Annotated in this window: 22 protein-coding genes; 17 read left to right on the forward strand and 5 right to left on the reverse strand. The window is 42.7% G+C overall.

From position 1 onward, the window contains the following. Nucleotides 1-91 precede the first annotated feature (91 nt). Nucleotides 92-523 (forward strand): DUF6491 family protein, encoded by a 432-nt coding sequence (locus AABA75_RS03455; RefSeq protein ID WP_338291119.1) that lies wholly within the window; start codon nucleotides 92-94, stop codon nucleotides 521-523. A gap of 13 nt (nucleotides 524-536) precedes the next feature. On the opposite strand, the gene AABA75_RS03460 is transcribed toward AABA75_RS03455, so the two are convergent. Then, nucleotides 537-1286 (reverse strand): glucose 1-dehydrogenase, encoded by a 750-nt coding sequence (locus tag AABA75_RS03460; RefSeq protein WP_338291120.1) that lies wholly within the window; start codon nucleotides 1284-1286, stop codon nucleotides 537-539. A 140-nt stretch (nucleotides 1287-1426) separates the two neighbouring features. Between AABA75_RS03460 and AABA75_RS03465 the strand changes: the two genes are divergently transcribed. Next, nucleotides 1427-2119 carry a hypothetical protein gene (locus AABA75_RS03465; protein WP_338291121.1) on the forward strand — a complete coding sequence of 231 codons (693 nt, stop codon included), beginning with the start codon at nucleotides 1427-1429 and terminating at the stop codon, nucleotides 2117-2119. Nucleotides 2120-2138: 19 nt separating this feature from the next. On the opposite strand, the gene AABA75_RS03470 is transcribed toward AABA75_RS03465, so the two are convergent. Continuing rightward, nucleotides 2139-5591 (reverse strand): PAS domain-containing hybrid sensor histidine kinase/response regulator, encoded by a 3453-nt coding sequence (locus tag AABA75_RS03470; protein WP_338291123.1) that lies wholly within the window; start codon nucleotides 5589-5591, stop codon nucleotides 2139-2141. Nucleotides 5592-6381: 790 nt separating this feature from the next. Between AABA75_RS03470 and AABA75_RS03475 the strand changes: the two genes are divergently transcribed. The 3 genes from AABA75_RS03475 to AABA75_RS03485 all read left to right on the forward strand — a co-directional run bounded on the left by AABA75_RS03475 (nucleotide 6382) and on the right by AABA75_RS03485 (nucleotide 8230). Next, the gene (locus AABA75_RS03475; RefSeq protein ID WP_338291124.1) at nucleotides 6382-6873 is read left to right on the forward strand and encodes a hypothetical protein; all 492 of its coding nucleotides are present in this window, start codon (nucleotides 6382-6384) and stop codon (nucleotides 6871-6873) included. Between the two features lie 90 nt (nucleotides 6874-6963). Continuing rightward, nucleotides 6964-7359 (forward strand): hypothetical protein, encoded by a 396-nt coding sequence (locus tag AABA75_RS03480; RefSeq protein WP_338291125.1) that lies wholly within the window; start codon nucleotides 6964-6966, stop codon nucleotides 7357-7359. A 520-nt stretch (nucleotides 7360-7879) separates the two neighbouring features. Beyond that, nucleotides 7880-8230, forward strand: coding sequence for an immunity protein Imm33 domain-containing protein (locus AABA75_RS03485; RefSeq protein WP_338291126.1), 351 nt, complete (start codon nucleotides 7880-7882; stop codon nucleotides 8228-8230). Between the two features lie 93 nt (nucleotides 8231-8323). Here the strand turns inward: AABA75_RS03485 and AABA75_RS03490 are convergent, their stop codons facing one another. Together AABA75_RS03490 and AABA75_RS03495 are read right to left on the reverse strand one after the other, a co-directional pair. After that, nucleotides 8324-8614 carry a type II toxin-antitoxin system RelE/ParE family toxin gene (locus tag AABA75_RS03490; protein WP_338291128.1) on the reverse strand — a complete coding sequence of 97 codons (291 nt, stop codon included), beginning with the start codon at nucleotides 8612-8614 and terminating at the stop codon, nucleotides 8324-8326. Continuing rightward, nucleotides 8607-8828 (reverse strand): TA system antitoxin ParD family protein, encoded by a 222-nt coding sequence (locus tag AABA75_RS03495; protein WP_338291129.1) that lies wholly within the window; start codon nucleotides 8826-8828, stop codon nucleotides 8607-8609. The genes AABA75_RS03490 and AABA75_RS03495 overlap by 8 nt, the downstream gene beginning before the upstream one ends. A gap of 174 nt (nucleotides 8829-9002) precedes the next feature. Between AABA75_RS03495 and AABA75_RS03500 the strand changes: the two genes are divergently transcribed. The 12 genes from AABA75_RS03500 to AABA75_RS03555 all read left to right on the forward strand — a co-directional run bounded on the left by AABA75_RS03500 (nucleotide 9003) and on the right by AABA75_RS03555 (nucleotide 15945). Next, nucleotides 9003-9335: a hypothetical protein gene (locus AABA75_RS03500; protein ID WP_338291130.1), complete on the forward strand. Its 333-nt coding sequence runs from the start codon at nucleotides 9003-9005 to the stop codon at nucleotides 9333-9335. 62 nt (nucleotides 9336-9397) lie between these two features. Beyond that, a complete protein-coding gene (locus AABA75_RS03505; RefSeq protein ID WP_338291131.1) occupies nucleotides 9398-9670 on the forward strand; it encodes a hypothetical protein in 273 nt (90 codons plus the stop codon). A gap of 120 nt (nucleotides 9671-9790) precedes the next feature. Beyond that, nucleotides 9791-10141, forward strand: a complete 351-nt coding sequence (locus tag AABA75_RS03510) for a membrane lipoprotein lipid attachment site-containing protein (protein WP_338291132.1) — start codon at nucleotides 9791-9793, stop codon at nucleotides 10139-10141. Nucleotides 10142-10249: 108 nt separating this feature from the next. Beyond that, nucleotides 10250-10900 carry a MalM family protein gene (locus AABA75_RS03515; protein ID WP_338291133.1) on the forward strand — a complete coding sequence of 217 codons (651 nt, stop codon included), beginning with the start codon at nucleotides 10250-10252 and terminating at the stop codon, nucleotides 10898-10900. A 78-nt stretch (nucleotides 10901-10978) separates the two neighbouring features. Next, nucleotides 10979-11401 carry a hypothetical protein gene (locus tag AABA75_RS03520; RefSeq protein ID WP_338291134.1) on the forward strand — a complete coding sequence of 141 codons (423 nt, stop codon included), beginning with the start codon at nucleotides 10979-10981 and terminating at the stop codon, nucleotides 11399-11401. 113 nt (nucleotides 11402-11514) lie between these two features. Next, entirely contained in the window at nucleotides 11515-12129 is a 615-nt protein-coding gene (locus AABA75_RS03525) for a hypothetical protein (protein ID WP_338291135.1), read from the forward strand. Nucleotides 12130-12273: 144 nt separating this feature from the next. Continuing rightward, complete coding sequence (locus AABA75_RS03530) at nucleotides 12274-12459, forward strand: hypothetical protein (protein WP_338291136.1); 186 nt, start codon at nucleotides 12274-12276, stop codon at nucleotides 12457-12459. A 134-nt stretch (nucleotides 12460-12593) separates the two neighbouring features. Then, nucleotides 12594-12962 (forward strand): hypothetical protein, encoded by a 369-nt coding sequence (locus AABA75_RS03535; protein ID WP_338291137.1) that lies wholly within the window; start codon nucleotides 12594-12596, stop codon nucleotides 12960-12962. Between the two features lie 120 nt (nucleotides 12963-13082). After that, on the forward strand, nucleotides 13083-13664 hold the full coding sequence (locus AABA75_RS03540) for a hypothetical protein (RefSeq protein ID WP_338291138.1): 582 nt from the start codon (nucleotides 13083-13085) through the stop codon (nucleotides 13662-13664). A 104-nt stretch (nucleotides 13665-13768) separates the two neighbouring features. After that, nucleotides 13769-14326 carry a type II secretion system protein GspG gene (locus AABA75_RS03545; protein ID WP_338291139.1) on the forward strand — a complete coding sequence of 186 codons (558 nt, stop codon included), beginning with the start codon at nucleotides 13769-13771 and terminating at the stop codon, nucleotides 14324-14326. 256 nt (nucleotides 14327-14582) lie between these two features. After that, complete coding sequence (locus tag AABA75_RS03550) at nucleotides 14583-15494, forward strand: sensor domain-containing diguanylate cyclase (protein ID WP_338291140.1); 912 nt, start codon at nucleotides 14583-14585, stop codon at nucleotides 15492-15494. 139 nt (nucleotides 15495-15633) lie between these two features. Continuing rightward, entirely contained in the window at nucleotides 15634-15945 is a 312-nt protein-coding gene (locus tag AABA75_RS03555) for a cupin (protein ID WP_338291141.1), read from the forward strand. A gap of 73 nt (nucleotides 15946-16018) precedes the next feature. Here AABA75_RS03555 and AABA75_RS03560 read toward each other — a convergent pair whose 3' ends face one another. After that, on the reverse strand, nucleotides 16019-17764 hold the full coding sequence (locus tag AABA75_RS03560; RefSeq protein WP_338291142.1) for a hypothetical protein: 1746 nt from the start codon (nucleotides 17762-17764) through the stop codon (nucleotides 16019-16021). Nucleotides 17765-17778 lie beyond the last annotated feature (14 nt).

A 17778-nucleotide genomic window follows, 5' to 3' on the forward strand; every position in this document is an offset into this window, starting at 1 on the left:
TGTCAAAAAATTACCAGTATTGTGGTCACGCTCTTTGTATACTGGATGTCTGGCTCATCAATGAGCCCATACAATCGAAAGGAAATTCACTATGAAAACACTAAAAATATCGTTAGTTATGTTGGGTTCTGCGCTGTTATTGGGCTGTGCCAGCTCCGCTGAGCAAGCAAAAGCGACCTTTGATAAAGACAACGACCCACGGGTTGGCGAGGAAGTGAGCCAGGTGTGTTACGCCCGAAATATTTCTGGTTGGAGCAATGTGGACAATGACGACAATGCTTTGATAGTGAGCATTCGCAACAAAGAAACTTACAAAGTTGATTTGATCGGTGGCTGCAACCCCGATTGGGCAATCAACAAGGTGGCGGTGATTACACGTGGTGCCAATGGTTGTATGAGTGCAGGCGACAGACTGGCAACAGATTCACAGCTGAATAAGCAGGCTTCTTGCACTATTCGCGGCATTTATAAGTGGAATGCCGACTCTGGCAAAGAGGTAGCAAAGCCGGAAGCTGCCGAATAACACTCTTCGTTATTTACAATCCTCCTGCTACATCTAACAGGGTGCCCGTGGTGTAGGAGGATTGTTCTGATGCCAGCCAGTAGATGGCTTCGGCCACTTCTTCAGGCTCGCCGCCGCGCTGCAATGGCAGTTTATGCTTAAGTCGGTTTACGCGATCCGGCTCTCCACCTGAAGCGTGGATATCTGTATAAATTAAACCGGGGCGAACGGCATTAACACGTATCCCTTCTTCGGCCAGCTCCAGTGCTGCGCCGCGTGTGAAACTGTCCATAGCCCCTTTTGAGGCGGCGTAATCCACATATTCGTTGGGTGAGCCAGTTTTCGCTGCCAGAGAAGAAACGTTAACGATGGCACCACCTGCTCCACCTTGCTCTGTTGACATGCGTTTAATGGCTTGTTGGGTGCATAATAAGCAAGACAGTATATTTACCTCCATCACTTGCATGAAACGCTCAGCGGAAATGTCTGCAACTCTTGCTTGCTGTTTCAGTATGCCAGCGTTGTTTACCAATACTGAAAGGCGTCCCAGGTTATCCGCTTGCGCAAATAGTTCGCTTACATCAGATTCTTTGGTCACATCCGCTTGTACTGCGCAGCACTCAACTCCTATGGCTTGTATCTGTTGCTGCAGCTCTTCGGCTTCCTTTTTTGCTTGTCGATAATTCAACACTACGGCATAGCCGGCTTGGGCAAAACGCTGCGCCGTTTGGGCGCCAATGCCTCGGCTGCTGCCAGTAATGAGTACTACCTTGTTTTGCGCCATTCAGGTCTCCTGTTGACTGTATTGCATCTCTTTTAATATTATTTATGTCGACAATATTTTCGAAATAAATAGTTTTTATGTGTAAAAAAGCGATTATAAATTTATATTGTCGACAGTTTGGGTTGTGTGGGAGTTGAACTTTGTATCATGTCTTTGGGGTAATTAACACTGCTTTTATCTTTATCAGCTTGTATGGTGTTTATTCACAACTACAAACGGTAGAGCGGCGTAAGTCATCGGCGGCTAGCTCGGGACATGCCACTGAGCTTTTGTCTCTGAATCAATTTTGTATGAGCTTTTTGGCTTATCTTTCATTTTTCGTTTATGGCTATTCCATATCCCCATTTAATCATTATATTGTCTGGCCGCGTTTAATTGCCGCCATGCTGGTTGCAATGATCCTGTGGGAAATATGGTGTGACCGACGCACTCGTTTATCTCTGGGTATTCTGTGGTGCGCCATTGTTTGTTTAGTGGTTTCGATGTTGGGGCTGTTTTTTGGCGAAACCTATCAGGATGAAGGGCGCTGGATTGCTACCACAATGATATTAATCATCTCTGCTTTGCTGGCCCAAGGCTATGCCCATCAGATTAAGCTTATCGTGACTTCTGGAAAGACGGGGGCGGTGGATATCAGGATGAGCCAATTTATTTTGATGATGGACGTTTCCACCATTGCATTCGCATGCAGCATGGGCCTTGCAAACAGCTGGCCATTGATGGTGCTCGCCGTTGCCAGCGGAATTACCAAGTTGCTTATCATGTATTTGTTTCGTTGGGTAAAATACAGTCCGCTTGCGCGAGCAAGGCGCATCAGTGCCGGGCTACAGTGATCCGATGATTCATTGATGTTTAACTGCCAAGGCTCTTTTTCAATAATCGCTTTAAGGTGGCTGGTTTTACCGGCTTGGCAATAAAACCAAAGCCTTGTTCCATGGCCATTTCGCGAATGGTTTCTGCCTGGTCTGCACTGTTAATAATGACCGGTACATTGCGTGTGAGTGATTGGTGAATTTGCTGCGCCACAGCAATGCCGTTTTTACCATTATCCAGATGGTAGTCGGCTACGATAATATCTGGGGTAAAGTGCTGACACATGGTTAAAGCTTGGAATTCATTTTCGGCCTTTTCTACTTTACAACCCCAGGCTTCAAGGCGCAGTGTCATGGCTTCCAGTAATGCCGGCTCGTTATCAATCACCAGTACGCTGATACCGTGCATATCGGTTTTACATACCGCTTTAGTGCTGTTGCTATGAGATGGATTTATATCGCCTTTGATACAGGGCAGGCTGATACGAAACTCGCTACCTTGTTTCCAGGTGGAGTTAAAACTTAACTCATGCCCCAATATGCGGCAGATACGGGAGGCGATTGCCAAGCCCAAGCCCAAACCCTGGCCGGTCTGCTGATGGCTCACCTGCTCAAAATCTTTGAATATCCGGGCTTTATCCTCTTCTTTAATGCCTTCACCTGAGTCTTTAACACTGATCACCAGTTGCTGATCTACTATGCATTGCACTGAGACAAAACCTGAGTCGGTGTAGCGGATAGCGTTAGTGAGCAGATTTTGCAGCACCCTGACCAACAATCTGGCATCGGTACGGGTGAGCTGATGGGGAATGTCCGCCGTAAATTGCAGGTTTTTGTTTTCACACATTAAGCGATATTCATCCAATAGTGGCGTGACTAACTGGTAAATATCCACATCTTCAACTTGTGGCGAAATAACACCGGCATCCAGTTTGGTAAGTTCCAGTACTGAATTGACTAGCTGTTCGGCATTTTCCAGTGAGTTTTGAATGTTTTTGCTCAGGTCTGCCAGTTCTGGCGTTTGTAGCTTTTCTTTGAGAATGGAGTTAAACAGGGTCGCCGCGTTAAATGGTTGCAGAAGATCGTGGCTTATAGCCGCAAAATAGCGGGTTTTATCCTCATTGGCCTGCACTGCCAGTTGCCGGGCATCTTCGAGGCGTTGGTTCATGGCTTCTAAATCTTGAGTGCGCTGCTTAACCCGCTTTTCCAGGTGTACGTTGAGCTCTTCCAGGGCTTTTTGGTTTTCCACAAATTCGGTGATATCGGTATAGGTAGTGACAAACCCACCACCGGGTAGTGGGTTACCCTTCATTTCCAACACTTTACCGGTTTGATGCACACGGCGGAAACTATAGGGTTTACCGGAACGCAAAAACGCCACCCGTTTTTCTACCTGTTCATTAATTTGCTGTTTGTTGATCTCACCGAACAGGCCGCGATTGGCGTTGAGTTGGATCACTTCTTCAACCGGGCGGCCCACATAAATCTCGCCTTCGGGGTAATTGAACATATCGATATAGGCCCGATTCCAGGCCACGATGCGCAGTTCTTTATCGACCACGGATATACCCTGTTCGATATTTTGAATGGTTGATTGCAGTAGTGCGCGGTTGAATTTGTATACTTCGCTGGCCTCATCCACCAGTTCAACCACTTCGCTAAGGGCGACATTGTTACTACCGCTAGCTGATTCCAATACTAAGCGGGCCGAAGCTCCGCCGATGATGGCAGACAATTCCTGCTCTAATTTATCTAACAGTGACTTTGGCGCTGGTCGCTGCCAGTCTGGCTCTGCGGTGCTCATGTGGCTGACAAAGAATTCTTCCACGCGTTGTGGTTCTAAAAATCGGGAAAGCAGGCTTTGTACGCTACCTAAACTGAGGTTGTCATAACTGCCTTTGGGGTTGTCTGGTGAACTTTGATTGTTGATAAAAATTGAGGCTTGTAATTGTTCTGCCACTAGCGGCCGTCGTAGCCAGCAAAGCCAGAAAAAAGTCAGCAGGTTGCCACCTAAACTCACCAGCAAACCATGGCTGATAAAATCCAGTTGCAATCCAAATATCGCGGTGGGGATTAGGGCATTAATACCTAAAAATCCGGAATGCAGGATGCTGCTGTCGGGATAACTGGAATACAATAAAGTAGGTAATAGCAGTGTGTAAGCCCAAAGAGCCGTTCCCACTAAAATGCTGTGCAGCGCGGCTTTTTCACTGGCGTTGCGCCAGTACAAACCCAGTAACAATGCAGGTGCACATTGCGCCACGAGGGTCATGGCCATTAGTCCGGTATTAGCTAACAGCCCATAATCGCGGGTGATCTGGTAATAGAGCCAGGCGGATAACAAAACAATGATGATGGTCAATCGTCGAATCAAAATCAGCTTTTGCGGGCTTAACCGCTCTGCTACCTGGCTTTGTCGGGCTCGGCTTACCAGCCAGGGGGTGATCAAATCATTGGAAACCATAATGCTTAGCACAATGGAGGAGATGATCACCATGCTGGTGGCTGCCGCAAATCCCCCCAGGAAAGATACTAGCGTCATTATTGGGCTGTCTGCTGCCATGGGTAAAAGCAGCATAATGTTATCCGGGGGGATATCGCTGCCCTGGAACCAGAGTAATCCCGCGGAGGCAATGGGCAGGGCAAACAGGTTGAGAGCCAGCATGTAAATGGGAAACAGCCAGCGAGACGGCAGCATTGCTTTTTCGCTGGTTTGTTCGATAAAGCAGACATGAAACTGACGAGGTAAGCAAAACATCATTAATACGCCAATAAAGGTCTGGCTGGCGTAAGTGAACCAGGAAGTGGATTCACTGCTGTTGAAATTTAGTTGCCCACTTTGCACACTTAAATCGGCAACCCCATCAAACATTATCCACACCACAAAGATGCCGACGGCTAAAAAGGTAAATAGTTTGATAATCGATTCAAACGCGATGGCTAGCATCAAGCCCGGATTGTGTTCGGAGGTGCGTACTCTGCGGGTACCGAACAAAATAGCGAATACCGCGAGTAGCAGGGTAAACAATAGAGCACTGTTGCCCCCCATGCCACTGCTATCGGTAACGATATTTACGCTATTCGCAACGGCCCGGATTTGCAGGCTGATATAAGGAACAATGGCAATGACACATACCAAGCTTATTAAGGCCGAGATACGCATAGAACGGCCATAGCGGGTGGCGATAAAATCTGCCATGGAGGTAAGATTATTGTCTCGACAGATACGGGCTACTTTTAGCACCAGTGGCCAGGCAAGGATATACACCAAAATGGCACCCGTGTAGGTGGGCGTTATCCACCACCCGGTTTCCGCGGTTTGCCCCGGCACGCCATAAAAGGACCAGGAGGTGCAATAGACACCCAAGCCTAAACTGTATACGGCAGGTTTAGCCTTGAGCCAACGATTAGATTTATCTCCCCACCAGGCAATACCAAATAGCACCAGCAAATAGAGCAGGGCGGCAATCAGTAACAGGGAAGGCGTCAGCATGGCTTGTTATAGGGCGTATATTTTTTTGTGACTTCAACGCACCACTTTAGCGAATCCCGACGGGAATGAGAATGGGTAATTGGATCCATGTGATTGATGGACTCAAAGCCAGCTTCTTTTTCAATGAGCGATAGTACTTCTCAGCCCGATTATTCAGACTCATTTTGAGACAATAATGTGTTCAAATAAAACGATATGAAATAAGTGTATTGATAGGAAAAAATCATAATTAGTAAAGGGGAAAACGTGAATCCTGACCATTGGCGGAGTTAGATGACATAAGTACGTATTTAGCCAACCGCATAAAACCTAAAACGTCGTTTAACTCGCTTTTTCAGTGGGCTTGGGAGCAGTGTCGCAAATTGACTTTGCAGGTTAGACGAATTAAGTTCGTGTTTTAACACGAACTTAATTCGTCTAATAATAGTTATGTTGCAAGGGCTATAAAAAATCAATGATGTCAGAACTTTTTCGAGAAAAAACATTTTGGCAAAAGGTTCTAAAGGTAACTGGAGTTTTATCTTGTGTAGTCTTGATACTTGCTTTCGTAAAATCACTCCTTTCAGGCGGTATATCTGGCTTAACATTTTCAGGATTTCTACAGGCAGTGTTAATCAGCCTCTCTTGTGGCTTTATCTGTGCAGTTTATTTATGCTCTAAAGACAAGGCTTCAGACTAATGCAACATAACAAAATAAATCAAAACCGGACACAATCTCGCTGGCTCCGCTCGTGCCTCGCAAAGTATAGCCATCTCAATTGTGCCGTTTATTTAAGACGTTAGAAGTCTTATGAAAGTGCTATTTTTCTTTCTTTTTACATTTTCCACAGCAGCCTTAGCGTGTTCAGTACCTAAGAATGGATACGGATTTGCATTAGAAGAGCTAATCGACGAAGCAAAAACCGTTGTTATTGTTGAATTACTGACAACAACAAAGAAGAGATTAGGCTATGAGCACACGCTTCTATCTGTTGATACGATTAAAGGGCAAGCTCAAGACAAATATGTGTTTCTATCTAGATCGAATGATCATGAAAGCTCAACTTTCAGCGATCACAACGATATTAGATTTTGGGCCACAGATAGAGAAATAGGCCGTTCAACCTGGCCTTGTTGCATTTGTGGGCCTGATCATACGTTTAAGAAAGGATATAAATACTTGTATTTTCCTGATTTACTAGGAGCAGTAAAGTCAGCAGAGATAATCAGAAACCAAAACGACAGATGGTTGCTTTTTGTAAAAGCTAGATTGTCAAAGGCGACTTCTAACAAAGGCAATTAATTCGGACAAAAATTCATTGGCTCACCTTCGTCCCTCAGGCATTATAGCCAATAAATTTTCGCCGTTTATTACGGCCGTTAGCTATTACACATGAAACCGTGGTATAAAATTTTGATTTTGTTAGAAGCTATTGTTGGTTTTGGCCCTCTGGTTATATTGCTTGGGTTAGGATTAATAACCATCCCAGCTTCTTTTTATTGGGTATCAGAAGGCCATTACTACGGTTTAGTTCTACTCATGATTGAAATTGCCGGCCTCTTTGGGCTTTTCGCTTTTATATCAGTATTGCTTCATATTCTTGAACCTAATAAAGTTTTTCTTTCACCGAAAAAGTTGAGAGTTTTCACATTATTAGGTTTTATAGCGTTGTTCGCATTTGCTATTGCTTCTGGCATCCAGTCAAAAACTATATGGTTTACAATACCAATAATAGTAGCTTCGCATTTCATGTATTTGGCCCGTAATTACTTGCTAAGTAATAGCTAACAAACTGTTTAAAATGACGTCTTACTGCTTGGCAGGCGCTCATTCTTCGCTAATTTTAGCCAAGCGTAATCCGCCTATTAACAGGGCGTTAGGTGCATATTGGCTTTTACATACAAATTAAAACAATCAGGAATAGCCAGTTGCCTCACATGCTTTTGTCAGGCCGAATATGTTTACTCAAGAGATATTAACAATGGTGTTTTGCTAGTTTTCCAGATTATTTCACTGCTCACCTTTTTTCTCTTCTTACTGTCCTCTCCCGATCTTCTTTTCCTTGTTTTAGGTTTTTTGTTTTATGGTATCGTCAACTTAGGACTAAAGAGGTTAATGAATGTAGAGTTGAGGTGCAAAGAGTGCAAGAACAATCTCAATGCAAGACGACCACTTATCTAACATTTATGCACCTAACAAGAAAATTTAAACTTGGACAAATAGTCGTTGGCTGGCCTCGTGCCTCGGCAAGTGTAGCCAGCAAGCATTTGCCCTTTAATTTAGTAGTTATACATCTAGGAAGTAGAGTTTGAATTTAGCGGAACTACAAAGGCTTTGTTGCGAGCATTACGGAGAAAGTTTCGAATCGCCTGAGCTAGACCAATTGGTTGCCATTTCCGAAGGAGTTATTGATTCGTTCGAGGATATCGAACTCGAAGGGGTAAGATATCACTCACCTGATCACATGTCTGGTTGGTGGCTTACTACAAACCTTTACACCGGTGATGTGAGTTCTCTAAAAACAGTGCACTTCCGTCATATCGCAGAAAAGAGACCCGAAATAGCTCAATACATGGCTCTCCCCATTGGTTACAGATTTGTATTAGGCGGAGATTCTGAGCACGTGTGGTTTGATCAAAAAGTCAAAGATGATGTATAACAAAGCGTTCAATCGGACACATTTACATTGGCTCCGCTCCTGCGTCGCAGATTATAGCCAATATAAATGTGCCGTTTAACTTGAAGTTATAACCTACAGAATCTTTTTGGCATCTCTGTAGAAATTTTCGTGGGAACCAAAAGTCAGAAGCTCCAAAACGACTGAACCACTTTCATAGCTATATCCCAAAAGTGTTAACTGTTTCGCCATTTTGAATTTGTAAACACGCATAAAAGACAGATCACCTTTCTTTTGCTCTCCCAATTGCGGTTCTTGCATAAGCACTTTAACTGCTTTATCCAAATCTGCTTTCTGATTTTTATGGAGCTTTTTGACAGCTTTTTTAAAAGTACTTGTTTGCAAGACTTTTGTGACTTTAGCCAAAGGTATAAACCTCTAACTTTCCTGCGTCTTTTTCTGCTTTAGCAATAATCGCTTGTTTTACAAATTCATAGGGCAAATCAGGGTTGTCCTCCATCATTTCGCCAATCTTAGCCCAATGCTCAATTTGCTTTGGTGTTGAGCGATTCATTGCTTTTCCTATTATGCTGGCTTTTTGAACCAGATCCTCATCGAGTCTAATACTTGCTGTAGCCATAATCGTTTCTCCTCTAAATATAATCGTTGTAGCAATTTGCCACAATTGTAGAGTTCAGTCACAGCAAAAGCAATCAAATCGGACAAAAATCCATTGGCTCCCCTTCGTCCCTCAGGCATTATAGCCAATAAATTTTCGCCGATTATCGCGGCAGTTAGTTTCCCAGGAGGATTGGTGAAGATATTATTTTTAATGGGTTTGATGCTATTTACATCCGGTTGTGTAACAGGTTATCAAGCTTACACGTGGAGTGGAGGCTATAAAGATCAACAGATTGGTGTTGGAAGATACTGGGTTGAATACTTAGGAAATGCCTCAACCAGCCCTGAGTTAGTATTGGAAAGATGGCATAAAAGAGCATCCGAATTGTGCCCCGATGGTTACGACGAAGTGGGTAACGAGGAAGGTGCAAACCAGAGCACTGCGGTGGGTGTGGCGGGATCTGCTGTGATTCCAATCTCTTTTTCTCATCCCTACGTCAAGGGCGAAATTGAGTGCAAAAACTAACAAAAAATTTCAAACGAGGATGCTATAAGTCAGAATGATAGAAACAATGGAGGTTTAATAGGATGTTCTTATCACTTTTTATGTTGTCTTTGGCCATTTCACTTGTCAGTTCTTCATTGGCGTTAGCACAGGCTCTGTCGCTTCAATTAGCAAGAAAAGTACAGTTGATTCATTTGGTTATCTTGCTTATTTTGAATCTTACCATTGTAGCTATACAACAAGTATTTATTGATGCAGAGGCCAATATCAGGATCGACTTGTTAGTTATTTCTGGTGCATTAGCAGTGCAACTAATTTCGATACTGTTATTCAAACTTTATAAAAGTGAAGACTAATAACAATATGAATCAAACATGGATAAATGCTCGCTAGCTCTGCTCGTGTCTCGCTTACTAAGTCCAGCAAGTATTTGCCCTTCAATTTAGACGTTAAAAGCCTTAAGAGACAAGCAAAGAATGAAAAAGTTAATAAGTGTATTTTGTGCTTTAGCAATGCTGACTGGATGTAGTTCAGTGCCTCCATATCAAGAGTTTGGTTTTGGTGGTGGCTACAAAGAAAAGGAAATATCAGATGGGGAGTTTGAACTTTACTATGCTGGAAATGGCTTTGCCACGGTAGATGGTGTAAGAAAAGTTTGGCACCAAAGAGCAAGTGAATTATGTCAAGGCAAACCGTATAAACATGAATTTTCCTTTGATGGCAAAAAGAGCTACAACATTTATTCTGGTGTTTCCTACTTCCCAGTCAGTGTGGATTTTCCTGAAGTAATTGGTGTCGTAAAATGCAACTTAAAAGACAGCTCTTAACAAATCGATTCAAAACAGACACAAAAACGTCGGCTGTGTTCGTGCCTCACAAAGTTTAGCCTGCTCAATTGTGCCATTTATTTACGAAGTTAAATCTTAGGGGAAATTATGAGGTTTTTTTTAGTTATTTTAGTGTTATTGCTTTCAGGATGCGCTTCTAGTGCTCTTCAGACTAGAGCGAAAGATCTTGCAGCATCCAAAGTTGCGTACGATAAAGCCACTGTCTGTTGCTCTTCATTTTCTGAAATTAAATATGAATCTCTAAAAGAGAAAGGCCAAAACAAACTAGTTGTTGGAAAACAGTTTCAAGCATTTGAATTTGAGGAAGGAAAAAGCTTTTTCAGAGCTGTGGAATTACCCAATCTAGGTTATGAATATTCTTTAAACGTTGAAACATGGCAAACCGACACAGCTGGATTTGCTAGTAGCTTGTTATCAGTCCATTATTTGGAACCTACGCTTCTTTTTCTCGATGAAAACTTCAATGTAGTCAAAAAGTTATCAGATCTTAACTTACGGTATGGGTCTTGGTTTTCTACTTCTGGTTGGGAGGCTGACATAGCGATCAATGGGATTTTGACTCAATCCAGATATTTGATTATCTACACCAATCCTGCTGTTGTGGGCAGCAGTAATGTTGCAACTCCTGGAGATTTGACAATTATGGCTGGCGGCACTTTTGTTAGCGTGCCGGTCGCCGATCAGGGTATTCCCGCAAATTATGAGGGTATCATCAACATTGAGGTTAATAAGATTTAACAAACAAAGCCACAGGTAAACTACTCGTAGCTAGCGTTTTCCGCTGCCTCGGGCCGTTATAATTTGGGGAATAAATTAGTGAAAAGCGTGTTTCAAGGAATCAGTGCTTTAGTTTTTTTATCATTCAGTTGCATTGCCCAACATGAAAACCATAAATATGCTTTTATCGGGCATTGGGTATTCAGTAAGAGCGAAACGATTGATAATTTTAAAAATTCAGAAATGACAGAAGCCGAAGTTAAGGAGTTCTCATCGATATTAAAGCCAGCAGAAATAATAATAACCGAAGAGGTATATTCAGGGTTTCTTCATGGAAGAACGCCAACTCATACCCCATATTCCCTTATTTCTGTTTCTGACAGTGGTGAATGCTTCAAACTACAACTTAAAGATCCAAGAATCCCTTTAGATATACAAATTCATGAGGTGTGCGTAATCAATGACAAGCTGCTGCTGCAATCAGTAAAGGGTGCAAATGAAGTTTTTCACAGAAAATTATAACAAGATGCTTAACCCGTTCCATTCGAACACTGGGACAGTAACGCAACGGCGCTTCGCGATTATGTCGCGACGCCACTGCCCGTTAGCTTAGCGTTATTCACCAAAGATAGAGCATGAGTAACTTTGAGATAAGACAAGATGAGAATGGAATCGGAAAGGTCCTTATCTTAAAGGGGACATGGTCCGATGATATCGGCATCTATATGCGTGATAACGATATATTTGCATTGAGGCTCACAGATTCCTTTGGGTTTAAAGGCCATGATATATCATTCCTTTCTGAATTGAGCTTCCTTCGAAGTCTCGAACTGTATTGTTGGGAGGCGAAAGGAGTTAAGGTCATAGAGTCTCTTTCTCAACTAGAAGTGCTTGGCCTCCAATACAAGTCAACTCAAAAAATTGATTTGTCGGCGTTCTCGGAACTTAGAGTCGCATTAGTCACCTGGTCTAAGGGATTGGCTTCGTTGTTAGAATTAACATCAATTGAGAAGCTAAATATCCAGAACTATCCGCATTGTAACTTAAAGCCAATTTCTTCTATGGCCGCGCTTAAACAACTGTATCTTACATCTCGAAAACTGGAGTCATTAACTGGCATTGAGCAATTTAGTCGTCTCGAATTACTAGACTTATATAATTGTCCATATTTAACTTCCTTGGCTGGTACTGAGCATTGTCAGAAGTTAAAAACTATCGAAATTGAGGCATGCAATCGTGTCAGCGCTTAACAAGTTAGAGCGCGTGAGCTATACCAAGCTGGTGTCTGCAGCATTAGTTGAATCATTAATAAGGGACAAATTCTGAGCTACCGTGTAAAACATTATGCTGCGAAAACGCCAGGTGCTGCTTTCAGGACTAACTGGGAAGCTATTGTGGTAGAGCTACTGGTTGGTGTTATTAGTTTGGGCATGGCAGTAACTGGATATCAAGGTGGTATGATCCTCATGTACGTGCCACTATTCTTAGTTTCAGCAGTAAGTTTTTCTATGGCATTACATGCTATCGTAACCTCAATTCTGGAAGGACGTTCGCGAAGAAAAATCAAAGATAAAGATTAAAAAATGGCTACGAATGCACCTCTCAAAAAAATATAAAACTCGACAAATACCCGTTGGCGAGCCTTTGTTCCTCAGGCATTATAGCCAATAATTTTTCGCCGTTTATTGCGGCCGATATACTCTATGGAGAACCTTTGAGTACATTAAAATCAATCGGAATTGTTTTCATTGTATTTTTACTTGGGGTCTTTACCGGTACCAGGTTCGTTTGGTGGGAAGTTGATGAGAATATCAGAAATGACCTTGCCGGTAAGCGCGATCAGGCCATAGCTCATTTTGAGAGTAACGCATTTATACTAGATGGAATTGAGCGCGACTTAGCGTTTACTTCCGAGTTTCTCGCTTCGATAATTTGCTCCCAAAGGGAAATGTATCTACTCGATGTTTCGCAATCCGATTATCCTGAAGATCGTTTTAAAGAACTAATGGAAGATTTAAAGCAGACTGATGAAATATTGAAAAATTATCTGGATGCTCAACAACTAAATAAGTGTGGATTGTAGGGTGGCGTATAATAAAACGGTTGAAAAAGGACACAAAAACGTTGGCTGCGTATGTACCTTGCAAAATCTAGCCAATGTTCTTATCTGCGTTGAACCGGGCCGTCAAGAGTATCAATAAAAATGGATTTACCATCTAATTCAAACATCAAAATCCAAAAGTCGGATAGTGTTGATGAGATAATCATTCCTTCATCAAAAGGCAGTTCAATGCGTTATTTTATGGCTGCTTTTTTAATATTTTGGCTCGGTGGTTGGGCGATGGGGTTTGGTTCCGCCTTTGCTGAAATTATGAGTGGAGAAGGGGGAGCGTTCTTAGTTTTTTGGCTAGGCGGTTGGACTATAGGTGGTGCTTTTGCCATTTATTTTTTACATACCTTGTTGAGAACCCCCCTTCCAGAAAAACTTTTGTTGGAAAATGCGTCATTAACTTACGACAGTGGAATTCCTCCTTTTACTATGCACTTTGGATTTCAAACACCGGCTCAACAGTGGAAAAGAATGTTTCCTAAACGTATCCAACGGTGTTTCACAGAAAACGAAGTTAGCACAATCAAACTTCGTGAAACCGATAGCGGTAATCGGCTGACTATTGACTCTGGCACCAGTAGGATAGAGTTAGCCAGCGGTGCAACAGAAGTAGAAAGGGAGTGGTTGCATGGCTACATCTCAGTTAAATACTCCGAGCAAACGTTTCATGGTTAGCCCGACAAGTTGGGCTCGGACAAGAACTCACTGGTCTACGTTCAATACATTCGCTTTTGCCTCTCAGGCGAAGCGTTGAGAATAAAGAAACTTATCGATACTCTATGGAAGATAAAAACGCAAATACTAAAGACGCCGGGTGCTTGGGTTACGTTATTGGTGGAATGTCATTCATCCCATTGCTCGGTGTGCTATTCGGTATCATTGCGATTGCTTGGGGCTTTGCCATCAAGCACACAAAACTGAAGGTAGTGGGGGCATGTGGTATCGCGTTTACTGTGATTCTTTATAGTGTGCTGGGTTATATTGGCCTCGTTCAGGAAGGTGGTATTTATGATGAACTGCGCGGAGAGCTAACCAAAACGCAGCTAACGAATGTCGTGCAAGCAATTGAGTTTTATAAAGTGCAGTATGGTCATTACCCCGAATCATTGGAAATATTGCAAAAATCGCTTCCCGAAAACTCTATGGTTTTTTTACATGATGCGGCCCAGGTAAATGCTCAGGGCAAGCTTTATTATTACAAGTTAATTGATACAAGTTCATACCATATTCGTTCTTACGGTCGAGATAGCGTGCTCAATACTTCGGATGATATTTTGCCTTCACCCATTGATAATGTTGGCTTAGTGATGGATTACTCTGTTCAAAGTGGGTTATAACAAGTACGTCCAGCGGTGGGACCGTGAAAGGCATACTTGACTCTGATTCGACTCGCTATTTGGTCACTCATTATCAATTACTTGTTTGGTACTACTGGTCAATTAAAAATACGAAAATATTGTAGCCTGGTGGAAGTGCACTACTTAACAAGCCTCTTAAAAGGATGCAAAATATCCGGTTTGTGTTCCCTCGTAGCTAACTATTGTTAAGGTTTACTTGCCCCATTGGGCGGCTTTAGCAGAAACTGGTATTGATATGAATAAGTTAGATGCAGCCTTTAAAGCGTTTGTTGAATCAGCCCCTGTCCTTTGTTTGGCTGCTGACAGAGACTTTATTACGATTTACGTCAACCCTTTTTATGAGCACGTACACAATGTAACCCTTGAGCAGGCAGTCGGGAAACATATCAAAGACATTATTGGAGAAGAGGGGTTCCAGGATAATTTAGAATATTACAACCAGGCATTGGAGGGTAATATCGTTGTCCGAGATGGCAGTTTTAATAAATTAGATGGTTCTATACATCATTATAAAGCAACTTACGCACCTATTTATGATGGTAAACAAGTGGTTGGTATCACAGGAGTCGTATTGGATACCACCTCTGAAGTGGAAATGGTTAAAACCAACAAACAACTGGAAAAGACCAAATCAGAACTTAAAACCTTAGTTGCATTGGATCCTCTTACAAACCTATACAACAGAAGGTATTTCTCCGGAATATCAAAGACCACCTTCAACACATCAAAAAGAAACAAAAGTGAGTTGTCTTTTGTGATTTTAGATATTGACCATTTTAAACAAGTTAATGATACATATGGGCATGATGTCGGTGATCAGGTATTGATAAAACTGTCAAAATTGCTAAGCACCAGCTTGAGAAAAAGTGATGTTTTATGCCGTTATGGCGGGGAAGAATTCCTGATAATGTTGCCGGATACAAACGTTGAAAGAGCATGCCTCATTTCTGACAAAATCAGGCAACGTATCAATGAGTTATCTATAAAACCCACTGAAAAGCAGAAATTTAATTTCACAGTAAGTTTTGGGGTCTCTTCGATTAATTGTGAGCAAGATAATAGTGTAGAAAGTGTTATCTGCAGAGCAGATAAAGCGTTATATAAAGCCAAAGAGGGCGGCAGGAACAGGGTTGAATTTATAGTATAACTGATTCGTTAAAGTCTCTTTGATTTGCTGCAAAGCTTATGTTCATTTGAAACTCATCGGAATAAATCTGACCTGTCAGAATTTGTCCTGCATCCCAGCCGTAATATGATTTGAAGTATCTCATAAAGAAGGAATTGTAATGGAAGTCATTAGAAGCAAAGAATTCACGGCAAATAGAGCGTGGGGTGCGAAGGACATCGCCAAAATGAACGGCATTACCACTCGTTTACATTGGACTGATCAACCCTACAAATGGCACGTAAATGCCGGTGAAGAAGTTTTTGTTGTTATGGATGGCATCGTGGAAATGCTATACAAAGAAAATAATGAAGTTAAGTCTGCAATCCTGAATTCAGGCGATATCTTTTTTGCCTCCGTTGGTACTGAGCATGTTGCTCATCCTAAGGGCGAAGCCAGAATTCTGGTGGTTGAACGTGAAGGCAGCGTGTAACAAATACTTTTCAGCGCTTATACAATCGAGTCCGTACGCAAGTCCATTGGCCGCACCCGTTACCAATGCAGCGCTACAAAAACAGGTTATGGGCCTGTAGTTGTGACACGCTTTCCTTGGTTTGTATTGCAATATTTAAGACATCGCCGCCGGGCTTTATTCGCCATAGTCGACTTTCGCCACACTCAGGTTCTGCTGATGAGGTTTCGAAATAGTGATACCAGGACTGGCTCCTGTTGGAGTCCAGCAGTAGCGTGGTGGTGCATTGCCCATCGTGATAATACACGTTTGCCACCTTTCCACTCGGTAGCAAGTGAAGCCGAACTGACTGACAGTTGGGGTCACACAAATTCAGATGATAGAACCCGGTAAATTCGGTTATGCCTGATCCAGATGTGCCACTGGCAAATTCCCCGGTATTCGAGGTTCGTGTTGTTAATGACACTGGTATCGCCAGTTGCTTGAAACTCTCAAGGGCGACATCGTAATAGTAAAACAGCGGGCGTTGCGTTACCTGTATTACCTTCACCCAATTAGTTTGGGTATTAGCAGGATATATAATGCTTTCTACCTGTGGCCTTGGTAGCCATAAAAAAATGGCTGTCCAGATAAAAGGTACAACCACGAGGGGTGAAAGTAGTGCGTTTAACACTGGGTTAACCCGTGTTTTTAGTTTTTCAGCGCGTATCAAAAAGCGGGTTCTGACATAGGCAGCAAGGCAAATAAACACAATGAAGGTACTGACTAACACTGCGTAGGTGGGTAAAAACACCAGCGCAAAACTCTTGCGCATCAGGTTTAATGCTTCTTCCGGGATATTTTCCGGTGCCCTGATAAATTGTCGTGCCCAATGAAAAGCGATATCTTGTTCCAGTTTAAAAATATCCTTCGCTTTATGGATCTCTGGTAAGGAACTGAAGCGGTTCCTGGCGACATCATATAGGCAACGGCTGACGGAGAGTAAAAAGCGTTGTTCGGCGTGCATTGATGAATCTTCTGTTGCGCGTTCGAGAGCGCATTGGTAGACCTCGCTGAGACGCGTCGCATCATGCCGGGTAAAGCGACTTTGAGATTGTAAAAACTGCTCAAAATTAGCGATGTTTTGTTTTATAAACGACGACTCAAGTTCGGTATTTTTGACACGTTGCAATTTATCCATCACCGAAGAGAATTCATCCAGGTTATCGCGAAATCCGAGATAGATAACTTCTGCCGGGCGCGCTATTTTTTGCGGTAAGCCCGTTTCCGACACCATTTGAGCCAACTCAACTTCAATCGTCGCTGATGTTTCCAGGGTATTGCGATAATTATCGTTCAGGCAGACGTGCATTGGCAGGTACAAGCGCACCAGTTGTTTTTGGCTATAGGCCACCAATCCGCCTGATGCAACAAAGGTATTATATTCTGGTAACGTTCCTTTGCTGAACACCCGATTTGCCGCGTTGCCCAGTATGCTGCAATGAATTATCTGTTTTGAAGCATTGCGTTCCATAAACAGGTATAACTCTTTCATGCCGATATAGCCCAGCATGGTCACCAGACCGAAGATCGCCAGTTTCAAGGAAACGCGGTTGAGCGTATTGGTAGTATTGAGTTTTTTGTTAAGTGACAGACCAATCAGTACCGACAAACCCAGGCCGATACCCGATATCAGCCGTCCGGTGACCTCCAGCTGATTAAAGTCGCTATAGTGCTCGACGTAGTAAAGACTGTTGACTAACAAGGTTAAAAAATAGATTTCAGCCAGTAAATAGCTCAATACCGCCAGTAACAACCAGGGTTGCCAGGTAAACAGTTTAAGTCGTTGTCGCCATTCCATTGTTATTCCAGCAA

Origin of the sequence: Planctobacterium marinum (genome assembly GCF_036322805.1) — a bacterium.
GTDB lineage: Bacteria > Pseudomonadota > Gammaproteobacteria > Enterobacterales > Alteromonadaceae > Planctobacterium > Planctobacterium marinum_A.